The organism is Vibrio sp. ABH4_348 (genome assembly GCF_056159765.1).
The window spans coordinates 1,402,429-1,415,072 of record NZ_JBSWVW010000001.1 but is presented as its reverse complement, the minus strand read 5'-3'; the positions used below and the strand labels follow the sequence as shown (position 1 = coordinate 1,415,072).

The 12,644-nt window shown below is 43.9% G+C and carries 8 protein-coding genes; 5 read left to right on the top strand and 3 right to left on the bottom strand.

The genetic code is table 11. The features are described from left to right. Positions 1–5: 5 nt before the first annotated feature. The 3 genes from ACXAFJ_RS06320 to ACXAFJ_RS06310 are packed head-to-tail and all read right to left on the bottom strand — an operon-like array spanning position 6 to position 5,694. Positions 6–2,639 carry a PqiB family protein gene (locus ACXAFJ_RS06320; RefSeq protein WP_475322193.1) on the bottom strand — a complete coding sequence of 878 codons (2,634 nt, stop codon included), beginning with the start codon at positions 2,637–2,639 and terminating at the stop codon, positions 6–8. Beyond that, positions 2,640–3,911: a PqiA/YebS family transporter subunit gene (locus tag ACXAFJ_RS06315; RefSeq protein ID WP_475322192.1), complete on the bottom strand. Its 1,272-nt coding sequence runs from the start codon at positions 3,909–3,911 to the stop codon at positions 2,640–2,642. Then, positions 3,886–5,694 (bottom strand): ABC transporter ATP-binding protein, encoded by a 1,809-nt coding sequence (locus ACXAFJ_RS06310; RefSeq protein ID WP_475322190.1) that lies wholly within the window; start codon positions 5,692–5,694, stop codon positions 3,886–3,888. The genes ACXAFJ_RS06315 and ACXAFJ_RS06310 overlap by 26 nt, the downstream gene beginning before the upstream one ends. A gap of 95 nt (positions 5,695–5,789) precedes the next feature. On the opposite strand from ACXAFJ_RS06310, the gene ACXAFJ_RS06305 reads away from it, so the two are divergent. The 5 genes from ACXAFJ_RS06305 to pepN all read left to right on the top strand — a co-directional run bounded on the left by ACXAFJ_RS06305 (position 5,790) and on the right by pepN (position 12,586). After that, positions 5,790–6,263, top strand: a complete 474-nt coding sequence (locus tag ACXAFJ_RS06305) for a GAF domain-containing protein (RefSeq protein ID WP_475322189.1) — start codon at positions 5,790–5,792, stop codon at positions 6,261–6,263. A gap of 121 nt (positions 6,264–6,384) precedes the next feature. Continuing rightward, positions 6,385–7,005 carry an RNA chaperone ProQ gene (proQ, locus tag ACXAFJ_RS06300; protein WP_475322188.1) on the top strand — a complete coding sequence of 207 codons (621 nt, stop codon included), beginning with the start codon at positions 6,385–6,387 and terminating at the stop codon, positions 7,003–7,005. A 17-nt stretch (positions 7,006–7,022) separates the two neighbouring features. Beyond that, positions 7,023–9,020 (top strand): carboxy terminal-processing peptidase, encoded by a 1,998-nt coding sequence (prc, locus tag ACXAFJ_RS06295; protein WP_475322186.1) that lies wholly within the window; start codon positions 7,023–7,025, stop codon positions 9,018–9,020. A 135-nt stretch (positions 9,021–9,155) separates the two neighbouring features. Next, complete coding sequence (locus ACXAFJ_RS06290) at positions 9,156–9,812, top strand: hypothetical protein (RefSeq protein WP_475322184.1); 657 nt, start codon at positions 9,156–9,158, stop codon at positions 9,810–9,812. Between the two features lie 167 nt (positions 9,813–9,979). Then, positions 9,980–12,586: an aminopeptidase N gene (pepN, locus tag ACXAFJ_RS06285; RefSeq protein ID WP_475322182.1), complete on the top strand. Its 2,607-nt coding sequence runs from the start codon at positions 9,980–9,982 to the stop codon at positions 12,584–12,586. Positions 12,587–12,644: the final 58 nt, after the last annotated feature.

The window sequence follows — 12,644 nt, the reverse complement described above, 5'->3', positions numbered from 1 at the left end:
CGGTATTAGGGCTTAGGTATGGCGGTTCGCCAATTAGACCAATCTTGTTTAGCGGTTGGGTGCAAATAGAACGAGCGACCAGCCTGAGCTTGTGGCTTGAGAACTTTACTCTCAGGCGTGGCAAAAGAGATGCCTCCGCGAACAATGCTATCCAGTGAGCCTGCTCTAATGTCAGCACCTGTTAAACCAATGGATACATCAAATCCAGACGCGTTCCAGAATAGGGTGTTGGTTCGAATTAAATAAGCGTATTCTTGTGACACGGTCACATCGAACAAAACTCTGTCAGCGACCTCTCCAAGGTGTACTGCATCCACTTGGCCGACTTCGATTCCTCTGTAAAGGATAGGTGTGCCTTCTGTGACTGACCCTTTATTTTCACTCTGCAATACAAAGCGCACACTCGATTCTGCTGGTGGTTTATCTTGAAGCTGAAAACGCGTTTGTTGTTTACCTGAGCCAGGTTGAACTTGGATACTATTGTCGATCAAGCTTTCAAGGTTCTCGATGCGAGTTAGAGCAACGATCGGTTTGGAAACCCAAAATACAGAATGTTCCTTGGCAATCTGATTAATAAAAAGTGGGTCGATGATTGCTTTGAGTACTAGAGTTTCCTTGGTGAAGTTAGGAATGACTTCCGTAATCTCTCCAACTTCGACGCTTCGATAGCGTATTGGTGTGCCTACTGATGCTTCGACGTCTTTATCAGCTAACAAAGTTAACACCGCACCTGAGCGTTTTGCTGCGTCAAAACTTTCAAACAAAGTCCATTTGTCACCTGTACGGTTTGACACATTAGGGAGGGTATCAAAGGCAATTCCTCCGTTTATTAACGATTTGATTGGAGCTGCTTCAATTTTCACACCCTCTAGACTGGCGTCAACTCTTACCCCAGAGTAATTCCAGAAAACCGTATTGGGGTTGAGTAAATAGTCATAGGATTTTTCGAGACTCAACTTGATGATGATACCTTCGTTGGCGAGACGATAGTCAACCACTTCACCGACTTGCAAATTGCGGTACAGTACAGGACTACCAGCTTGGACCGGCGGAAGTTTATTGGCAATCAATTCGATTTGAGTGTTTCCAACGGCTGTTTGCGATGCGAGTTCAGCCAGCGCCTTGCTGGCAAATAAAGTAAACGACGTGTTATTGGTTTGGCTTCCTTCACTGGTGAAGGTGATGCCCCCAAGCAGTACTTGTTTCGCATTGGGAAGCGTGACATCAAGTCCTTTTTCAGACAATTCAGCGCGAATATGGCTATCGATAAAGAATCGGCTTTTCGAACGAACAAGGTCAGCATAAGGCCTTTCAACTGCCACTTTGAAACGAACCTGATCTCTATCCAGCTCAATATCTACAATATGACCGACGGCAACGCCTCGATACAGTAGCGGGTTGCCTTTGCTAAGGCCGAAGCTTTCGTTCGCCGCGAGAGTTAGGATGTCCGTTTTGAGGTTTTGCTCTTCTTGTTCAACTTTGGTGATCGCGACAAAGTTGGTGGTTGAGTCACCACCGCCTTGAATCAAAGAAATGTAATTGCCCGTGACTAGATTGGATAGGTTGTCTAAGCCTTTTAGTGACACCTCCAGTTCTTCAACCACAAACATTGCACCTTGAGTTAACAGGTCCTGATAAGCTGGCTCGATAACGGCATCTGCGTATATGTTTTGTCTTGCTTTATCGAAATGGATAGAAGTGATTTCACCAATTTCGATCCCACGATAAATGATGGGAGCTTGGCTACCTGTTATACCGTGGTCTTCAGGTAGCTGAACACTAATTGGTATCCCTCTACCTGCAGAGGATAAGTCTGGGTAGAGAGTAAACTCAGTACTATCGGCAATTGGTTTACCATCTTGCGGTGAATCAACGGCGATTGCTCCACCTATGATCGCACTGAGGCTTTCGATATGAACGTTCAACCCCTGAAATCCGAGCTCGGCGTTGACGCCACTGGCATTCCAGAAGCGGCTGTTGTCGTTAATCAATCCGCGATATTGCTCTTTTACATAGGCTTGAATAGACAGTGACTTGTCTTCTGGATTGAGCTGATAACTGTAAACCTCACCAATGGGTATTTTTTTAAATACGATCTGAGAACCAATATTGATACCCGCAAGTGAATTTGCTTTTAGAGTAAGATTAAGACCTTGTTTGGCGTGCAGGTCAGAAGGTGCTTGCTCTAACGCGACAAACTCGGTTTTACTGACTTCAGATTCGTTTCCGGGGTCTATAGCGACATAGTTTCCAGATACCAGAGCATCTAAGCCAGATACACCAGATAGCGACGCTGTTGGTTTGACCAACCAGAAACGCGTGTTTTCAGACAAAAGTTTGATGGCTTCAGGGTAGATGTCTGCATCGACAAAAATATCGCTTAAATCTTCAGCAAGATTAATGTCTCGCACCATACCAACTTCAAGACCTTGATAGCGAATGGGTGTACGCCCAGCAATCAACCCTTGAGCATCAGAAAAGTGAATCTGGATACGTTGTCCTGCGTCTTGGATAGACTTCATCAAGAGCCACCCAGCAAGCGCCATGGTCAAAATAGGCAATAACCACAACGGTGAGATACCAAAATTGCGTCTGATTTCAGGCGATTGAACCGGTATTGGAGAATTATTGTCTGTCATCTATGTCTTTTTATCTTGCTGATTATTGGCATGCCATAGCCATCTGGGGTCAAAAGTTTCCGCTGCCAACATGGTTAGCACGACGACGAGACCAAAGGCAACTGCACCCATTCCTGGAGTAAAGTCGAGAACCTGACCGCGATCCACTAAGGTCATCATAATGGAAATGACCAATAAATCCATCATTGACCACTTACCTATCCATTTGACCACAAAGTAGATTTGCATCTTATGCCGTTGGTGAGTTTTAGTTTTAAGGTGAACAGAGACGAGCAGGTACGCGAGCCCAAGAATTTTTGCTATTGGCACCAAAATACTGGCGACAAATATGATCACAGCTATACCAATTTTACCGCTCGTTATGAGCGACGCGACGCCGGACATAATGGTGTCTTCAAGTCGATTACCGTTGGTCATCAGAATAGAGATTGGAATGAAATTGGCTGGAAACAAACAAACAGAGGAAGTGATCAAGTATGCCCATGTCTTTTGCAATGCTCTGGGTTTGACGTGATGTAGCGGGCTTTCGCAACGTAGGCAATCGTTGCCATTTGCTTGAGTCAAATTGCAATTCGTACAATGGATTTCAGGCTTTTCGGTATTGAAAGCAATACTTGGTTGCCAAGATTCCCAGTAGCGTCTTGTATTCAAACGGGTTAAAAGTAGAACGGTAAACACCTGCATTAATAGCAATGCATACAAACCGGGCTGTAAATAAATTTCTGAATAGTCTTGAAGCTTAAAGCACGAGATCGCGACGCTAACCAAGAAAACGTCTATCATAACCCAGTGTTTTACTTTATCCACGGTTTTGGCTGAGTATTTAAACAGTAGAAAGGAGCGATGACGTAAGCCCAAATGTAAGCCGACGACCGCGAAATATAAAACCAGCGGTGCAATTGAGCAAACAAGCAGTGCCAAAAGAGAAAGAAACCAAAATCCTTCTTGGGTTAATGCCCATATTCCTTCAGGTAACGTGGCAGGAATCATCATGCCAAACAGCCGTATGCTGACAAAATCGAAAAGGTGGGCGGGAATAAAGATTAATAGGCATGTCAACGCAATGGCGAAGTTACCGGACAAAGAAGATAGGCCACCGCGATAAAGCTTGCTACCACAACGAGGACAATAAGCACTTCTACCACGGCGAAGTGGCCCATTGGCAACAGGCAACTCGCAACCGTGACACAAACGCACATCAGGGTATCCCGTGTCCTCGGAATCCGTGACATGGGAATGTTGAGAACTAACTTGCGGTTTGGACGTTTCCATACAGAGTTTGGTAAATTCCTTCTTCGCTGAGCAAATCGGCGTGAGTGCCAGATTGGCTCACAGTACCGTCTTCCAAAACGTAAATAAAATCGGCTCGTTTAACTGCAGATAAACGATGCGCCACAATTAGGGTAGTGCGGCCAACCAAAAATGCATCAAGCGCATTGTGTAACCGCGATTCAGTTTCAGTATCGAGTGCAGATGTCGCTTCGTCCAAAATAACGAACTTAGGGCTAGATAAAATCATTCGTGCGATAGCTAATCTTTGTCGTTGCCCACCGGATAGACGCAACCCGTTGCGTCCGATTTGCGACTCCAATCCTTCCGTTAGCTGATTAACCACATCATCTAGCTGCGCAATGTCGAGCGCGCGCCAAAGTTCATCGTCGTTAAATTGTGCACCTAAGGTTAGATTCGCTCTTAACGTGTCATTAAATAAAATTGGTTGCTGCAGGACGACCGCTATATTGTTTCGAACGACATCAAATCCAGATTCTTGAGTCGAAACGTCATTGTAATAAATATTGCCGGAAGTTTGTCTATAGACGCCAATGAGTAATTGAATCAAGGTCGACTTTCCGCCGCCACTAGCACCGACAAGCGCGACTTTTTTACCACTAGGTATACGAAGTGATAGGTTGTTGAGCACTTGGTTTTCGTCATTGTAAGAGAAGCACAGGTTATCGATTTGAACCTCCACGTTGCTCTCATGACCTTGCTGGTTTTCAAAGGGGTTACGCTGGCATTCCGGCTTGTGTTCTTCTTCCAGCAACATGACATCGTTAATTCGATTGATAGCGGCTTTGGCGCTAAACCATGAAAATTGGATACTTAATAATTCTTGTACCGGGCCTAACATAAACCAAAGGTAGCCAAACACGGCGAACATTTGGCCAATTGTTAAGTCGCTAAACACGACCATGACCATGGCGACTGCCCGAAACAACTCAAAACCAACCAAAAATAGCAAAAAGGACAGTCGGTTAGCAGCTTCGGACTGCCAAGCATACTTATCCGCGTCGAGACGAACTTGGTTTGCCTGCTGCTTTAACTCTCGTATGAATTCTCGTTCTCGATTTGCCGCTCTTAGTTGATACAAGCCATCGAGAGTTTCAACCAATCTGTTTTGAAACTTTTCAAACGCTTGGTTTTCACGCTTTTTAAGGTGTTTAACTTTGTTGCCCAACTTTCGTGAAAAGTAGATCACAATAGGGTTGACTGTGAGGATCAGTAAACCCAAGCGCCAATCGAGCCAGAGAAGCACACCTGCGGTCCCGACGACCGTCAGTAAGCTCACTAAAAATTTACTTAGGGTGGTTCCGATAAACTGATCAATAGTTTCAATATCAGTGACAAGATGGGAGTTGATTCCTCCACTGCCTCTGGTTTCGTACTGTCTAATGCTGATTCTAGAGAGCTTGTCTAGCATCAAGGTGCGAATTTTATAAGTGATGGTTTTAGAGACCAGCGTAAATTGTCGGCTCTGCAAAATATTGAGAGCTTGGCTGCTAATCCGCATCAAGACCACCAAAAACAACGCGGTAAAGATGTATCCAGTCGCGTTTTGTAAGGACTGAGGTAGCACGATGTTTAGAAGACTGATGCCAGTCGCGGGTTTTTCGAGCAACACTTCGTCCACCAACAAAGGCATGAGTAGGGGAATTGGAACACTGATAACCGTGGCGAGAATAGCGATAGCATTGGCAAAAAGCAGTTTTACTTTGTGTTTTTTCGCTTGTGTTATCAACCAAGAACGGTTAATAGTGTTGGCAACTTGAGACATCTCGCGTCCTTGCTTTTACGACTTGTATTTGATTTTACGTAGAAATTCGTGAGAAGTCTCTAAACGAATTGTGACCAATGTGGTAAGGAAGTCCAATGAACCTAGAACAATATAATAGCCTCTCTAAACAAGTTGTTGCTTTGACTGAAGGCGAACCTGATCTGATTGCAAACCTGTCTAACGTGAGCGCCATACTTAATATGGAACTTAAAGATATAAATTGGGTGGGCTTTTATTTGTTGAAAGAAAACCAACTGGTTCTGGGGCCATTCCAAGGTAAACCTGCCTGTGTACGTATCGCAATTGGCAAAGGTGTATGCGGAACCGCGTTTGAAAAAAATGAAACACAGCGAGTTTATGATGTGCATGAGTTCGAGGGACACATCGCTTGTGATGCCGCCAGTAACTCGGAAATTGTCATTCCGCTCTCAGTTAACGGAAACGTAATTGGCGTATTGGATATTGATAGTCCGATAGTGGGCAGATTTAGCGAAGTGGATCAACAAGGTTTAGAACACTTGGTACAAGAATTGGAAAAGGTGCTGACTTCTCACGCGATTAAATTATAAAAATCTACTTACACGGTGGTTTTTCATATTTGGGTCACTATAATACGGACATTATTTTACCTCAGCGCCTTTGGCGCGAAGAAAAAAGCTCACGGAAAGTCCGTAATAACCAGGAATCCTCATGGAAAACACTGAAAAGTTGAAAAGCAGCAAAGAAGTTATCGCATATATTGCTGAATGTTTCCCTAAGTGCTTTACTGTAAAAGGTGAAGCTAAGCCACTCAAAATTGGTATCTTTCAAGATCTTGCTGAAAGATTGAATGAAGATCCTAAAGTGAGCAAAACTCAACTCCGTGCAGCGTTGAGACAGTACACTTCATCATGGCGTTACCTTCATGGTGTTAAAGTTGGCGCAGAACGCGTTGATTTGGACGGTAACTCATGTGGTGAGCTTGAAGCAGAACACGTAGAGCACGCACAAAACGCGTTGGCGGAAAGCAAGGCTCGCGTTCAAGCTCGCAAAAAAGAGCAACAGCAAAAGAATAAAGAAGAAAACAAAACTAAGGCGAAAGCGAAAAAGCCCGCACCTCGTCGTAATCAAGGTAAGAGCCAGAAGCCTCAAAAACCTGTGGAAACGCGTAACCTCAATGCTGATGAAGTGATCGTAGGCAAAGACGTAAACGTAAACATGGGCAAAGGAAACATGGCTGCTACCATTGTTGAAATCAATAAGGAAGATGTGCGCGTTCAGTTGTCCAATGGCCTACAAATGGTTGTTAAAGTGGAGCACTTGCGCGCATAAAGGAGAATCTCCTACGCATGAAATGCCGCTCTAAACTTACCCTTGTTGCTGCTAGCCTTGTGCTAGCGGCAACACCTCTACAAGCAGTTGAGTCAACGCTTTCTATCAATGACTTACCTGAATTGTCTCCCGAAGCTCAGCATAAAACGGCTAGCAAACGTGTCCAGTCACGCTTTACTCGTTCTCATTACAAACATTTCGATTTGAATGACGATTTCTCTCAAGCTGTTTTTGACCGTTATCTTGAAGCGTTAGACTACAACAAGCACTTGTTTACCCAACAAGAGGTCGATGAATACGCTAAGTGGTCGTCTTTGCTGGATGATCAACTAAAGGCCGGTAATAACCAAATCGCATTTGATTTGTACAACGAATCAATGAAGCGTCGTTTCGAAAGACTGCAATACGCCTTAACGTTACTTGACGAAGAAATGGATTTTAGCGGTGATGAGTTTATTGAACTTGATCGCGCTGAATCTCCTTGGCCTCAGAGCCAAGACGAACTAGACAACTTGTGGAGAAAGCGCGTCAAGCACGATGCTCTGAACCTAAAGTTGACTGGTAAATCTTGGGATGAAATTACAGAAGTCTTGGCAAAGCGATACAACAATGCGCTAAAACGTTTGAGCCAAACTCAGAGTGAAGATGTCTTTCAGGTGTACATGAATGCCTTCGCTAGAGAAGTCGATCCTCATACCAGCTATCTTTCCCCGCGTAATGCCGAACAGTTTCAAACAGAAATGAACCTCTCTTTAGAGGGTATCGGCGCCGTGTTGCAAATGACCGACGACTACACAGTTATTCGTTCTCTTGTGGCTGGTGGACCGGCTTCAAAAAGCAAACAGCTTGCGGAAGGTGATCGCATCATAGGTGTTGGCCAAGAAGGCGAGGACATCGTTGATGTCATTGGCTGGCGACTTGACGATGTTGTTCAACTCATCAAAGGGCCAAAAGGAACCAAGGTTTTCCTTGAAATCTTGCCAGAAGGTCAAGATTCCAAGAGAGAAGTGGTTACTATTGTTCGCGATAAGATTCGCTTAGAAGACCGAGCTGTTAAAGCTGAGGTTATTGAGCGTGCTGGTGAGAAAGTTGGTGTTCTTGAAGTTCCAAGTTTCTATGTTGGCTTGGCAAGAGATACTGATGCATTGATACAAGACCTTAAAAAGCAAGGTGTTTCAGGCATTATTGTCGACTTACGTAACAACGGTGGTGGTGCGTTAACAGAAGCTACGGCACTTACTGGACTTTTCATTGAAGAAGGTCCGGTTGTTCAAGTCAGAGACAGTTACGGCCGTGTGAATGTCAACAATGATACCGACGGCAAAACCAGCTACGAAGGCCCTCTGACTGTGCTAATTAACCGTTACAGTGCATCAGCCTCCGAAATTTTTGCTGCCGCACTTCAAGATTACGGTAGAGCGATAATTCTTGGTGAAAACTCTTTCGGCAAAGGTACAGTACAGCAGCATCGCTCGCTAAATCATATCTACGATTTGTTTGACAAAGAGTTGGGTTACGTTCAATACACTATTCAAAAGTTTTATCGTATTGACGGTGGAAGTACGCAAAACAAAGGCGTAGTGCCTGATATTGCTTACCCTACCGCAATTAATCCGGATGAGACAGGCGAGAGTGTCGAAGACAATGCACTACCTTGGGACAGCATTCAGCGCGCCGATTATAACCAGTTACGCCGTAACGATAGTTTGGTGTCTAAGCTATCAAAACTGCATGAAGAACGTGTAGATAGCAGTTTGGAATTCGGTTTTATTCTCAAAGACATCAAAGATTACCGCGAGAAAAAAGACGATAATGTTTTGTCGCTGAACTTGGCGCAAAGACAAGCTGAAAATCGCAAAGAAGATGAACTGAAACTAGCCCGAATTAATGAGCGTCAAAAATCGATTGATGGCAAAGTTTTTGCCTCGCTAGATGATGTTCCGAAGGATTATGAAGCACCAGACGTTTATTTAGACGAGTCTGTGGATATTATGCTTGATATGATTTCTAACTAGTAAATTCAAACCCTTAGAAAGCGGCTTATTGATAAGCCGCTTTTTTTTGATTGGAAATTAATGTGATTTAGATCTAATAAACTCGCTTTGTTGAATACTTGAACCTACGCTTAAAAGAAAAGTGAGGAAGAAAGTATGAAGTGGATTCTAATTTTGTTTGCTTGTACGTCGATGTCATTTAATGCCTTTGCATCAAAAAATGACCTCACTCAGTTCGACGTACCGTTCCTACTTGGAGACTGGTATCTGGTTAACCCTAACCCAGATATGTCACAAGAAAACTTCTTGGCCATCAAGCTAACCTTCGATTCAAATTACGACTTCACCATTGATATCCAAAAGAAAGACTACACGGTTGATCACTGGCAAGGTATTTACACTGCAGATGATAGCACCATTATTCTCGGGCTTAATTCAGATGAACCTCAAGTTTACGAGTATTCCGGCAGTCACAACACGCTCTCTCTAAACGGTGTGACTTTTACTAAAGCGTTATCCAATTCTCTAGCCGGGATGTGGTCCAGCGAGCAACTAACCTTAGCTGGATCGAACGAACACGATTTGGACGCACTCGACTTGGTATTACAACCTGACTTTGTCTTTATGTTCAGAATCACCAATAGTTCAGGCGAAGAAGCTGTGCATCGTGGCATCTATTACACCGAAGGCGACCATTTAGTGCTTCTTTATGAGGACGGTGAACACGACACCAAATACACGCTCAATCGCGACAAGCTTACCATTGACCTCGAAGAAGGGGATATGCAGGTGGTGTTGAACCGGATTAAGTAAAATAGCGCGGGACTCTGAATAGAGCTCGCTGTAAACAAAACCCAACACTATTGATTGATTTCTATTACAGTTTAATACGAGACGCTGGTTAACACGTCTCGTATTTTTGTTTGCTGGAAGGTAAGCTAGCATCCGAAAAATCAACTATAAGTGATAAGGAAAACGACATGTCACAGTCGCCTCAAGCTAAGTATCGTAAAGATTACCAAGCTCCAAACCACACTATTACCGATATCGACTTGGTTTTCGACTTATTTGATACCTCGTCGATTGTTACGGCTACCTCAAAAGTTAAGCAGCTAGGTGAGTCTTCAACGCTAGAACTGCAAGGTGAAGATCTTATTCTGAAATCGCTTCAGGTAGACAATCAAGATTGGACTAATTACGAGTTAGTCGAAGGCGGGATGGCAATTCATGGTCTTCCAAAAACGTTTGAACTTCGCATAGAAACTCAAGTCAATCCAGAAGCCAACACATTATTGGAAGGACTTTATAAATCTGGCGGCGCATTTTGTACTCAGTGTGAAGCTGAAGGCTTCCGTCGTATTACCTTTTTCTTAGACCGCCCAGATGTGCTCGCCCGATACACCACTACGGTTATTGCCCAGCAAGAGGCTTACCCATACTTACTTGCTAACGGAAACCGAGTAGACGAGGGGACATTAGACAACGGCCGTCATTGGGTGAAGTGGTTTGACCCACATCCAAAGCCAGCGTACTTGTTTGCACTAGTGGCCGGTGATTTTGATGTGTTGCGAGATGAATTTGTTACTGGCTCTGGACGCAAAGTAGATTTAGAAATCTTTGTCGACAAAGGCAACTTAGACCGAGCGCCTCATGCGATGACATCGCTTATCAACTCAATGAAGTGGGATGAAGAGCGCTTTGGCCTAGAGTACGATCTTGATGTTTACATGATTGTTGCGGTTGATTTCTTCAACATGGGCGCGATGGAAAACAAAGGTCTTAATATCTTTAACTCCAAGTTTGTGCTGGCTAATGATGAGACTGCGACAGATACTGATTACCTTGGTATTGAAGCTGTGATTGGTCACGAGTATTTCCATAACTGGACCGGTAACCGAGTGACTTGCCGTGATTGGTTCCAGCTAAGTCTAAAGGAAGGCCTAACGGTTTTCCGTGACCAAGAGTTTTCGTCAGATCTCGGCTCACGTTCAGTAAATCGAATTAACAATGTTCGAGTTATTCGTGGACCTCAGTTTGCCGAAGATGCGAGCCCAATGTCTCACCCAATTCGCCCTGATAAAGTTATTGAAATGAATAACTTCTACACAGTAACTGTGTACGAAAAAGGCAGCGAAGTTATCCGAATGATGCATACCTTGCTGGGTGAAGATGGTTTCCAAAAAGGCATGAAGCTGTACTTTGATCGTCATGACGGCACTGCGGCAACCTGCGAAGACTTTGTTAAAGCAATGGAAGATGCCAGTGGTGTCGACCTAACTCAATTTAGACGTTGGTACAGTCAGTCGGGTACGCCAAGACTGGATGTAACCAGCAGTTATGATGACCAGAATCAAACGTATACCTTGACGGTGAAGCAGCATACTCCAGCGACTCAAGAGCAAACGGAAAAGCTACCTTTGCACATTCCATTTGATGTTGAACTGTATAACGGTAATGGCGAAGTTATTGAGTTAGTCAGCCAAGGTAAAACGGTTGGCAATGTACTCAATGTGACTGAAGCCGAGCAGTCGTTTGTCTTTGAAGGTGTTTCTGAAAAGCCAATCCCGTCGCTGCTGAGAGAATTTTCTGCTCCGGTAATAATGAGTTATGACTACTCAGACGAAGAACTTATTTTCTTGATGTCGCATGCTCGTAATGACTTTGCTCGTTGGGATGCAGGTCAGCTATTGCTAGCTAAATACATCAAGTCAAATGTAGAAAATGTCCAAGCTGGACGCAATCTAGAATTTTCTGAAGCGGTGATTGATGCATTCCGAGGCGTATTGCTTAGCGATTCGTTAGAGCCGGCATTCATTGCAGAAATGCTGACGTTGCCAAATCACAACGAAGTAGCAGGTTGGTACGATGTTGTCGATGTAGACGCGATTGCCGATGTGCTCGGGCAGTTCGAGAAAACTCTTGCCGTTGCATTGGTTGATGAACTTACCGCGGTGTATCACAGTCATAAACAAGACAAGTACTCAGTAGAACACATCAGTATTGGTAAACGTTCTTTGAGAAATGTGTGTTTGGCCCTATTGGCGTACACAGATTCAGGCAATGATCTGGTGTTATCTCAGTATCAACAAGCCAACAATATGACCGATACGGTTGCAGCAATGAAAGCAGCAAACTCAGCTAAGCTTGCTTGCCGTCAAACGTTGATTGACGACTACAGCAATAAGTGGAAGCACGATGGTCTAGTCATGGACAAGTGGTTTATGCTGCAAGGAAGTAATCCTGCGGAAAATGCGTTGGAGGTGATTAAAGATTCGATGAATCACGAAGCCTTTAGTCTGAAAAACCCAAATCGTACTCGTAGTTTGGTTGGAGCATTTTTAAATCAAAACCCAGTCAATTTCCATAATCGCTCTGGTGCGGGTTATCAGTTTGCTGGTGAGATATTAAAAGAACTGAATACACTAAACCCACAAGTAGCATCTCGACTTATTGATCCACTGTTGAAGTTCAAGAAATATGATGAGCAGCGTCAAGCGCTAATTCGCACTGAGCTAGAGTCTTTACAAAAATTAGACAACCTTGCCAAAGACCTATTTGAAAAAGTCAGTAAGGCACTGGAAAACTAATTCAATACAATATTGAACATACTTTATTTTAAGCTGGCTTCTGCCAGCTTTTTTCGTA

Coding starts and splice junctions, on each gene's coding strand:
- prc (WP_475322186.1), top strand. CDS start 7,023: ATGAAATGCCGCTCTAAACTTACCCTTGTTGCTGCTAGCCTTGTGCTA.
- ACXAFJ_RS06305 (WP_475322189.1), top strand. CDS start 5,790: ATGAACCTAGAACAATATAATAGCCTCTCTAAACAAGTTGTTGCTTTG.
- ACXAFJ_RS06290 (WP_475322184.1), top strand. CDS start 9,156: ATGAAGTGGATTCTAATTTTGTTTGCTTGTACGTCGATGTCATTTAAT.
- proQ (WP_475322188.1), top strand. CDS start 6,385: ATGGAAAACACTGAAAAGTTGAAAAGCAGCAAAGAAGTTATCGCATAT.
- ACXAFJ_RS06310 (WP_475322190.1), bottom strand. CDS start 5,694: ATGTCTCAAGTTGCCAACACTATTAACCGTTCTTGGTTGATAACACAA.
- pepN (WP_475322182.1), top strand. CDS start 9,980: ATGTCACAGTCGCCTCAAGCTAAGTATCGTAAAGATTACCAAGCTCCA.
- ACXAFJ_RS06315 (WP_475322192.1), bottom strand. CDS start 3,911: ATGGAAACGTCCAAACCGCAAGTTAGTTCTCAACATTCCCATGTCACG.
- ACXAFJ_RS06320 (WP_475322193.1), bottom strand. CDS start 2,639: ATGACAGACAATAATTCTCCAATACCGGTTCAATCGCCTGAAATCAGA.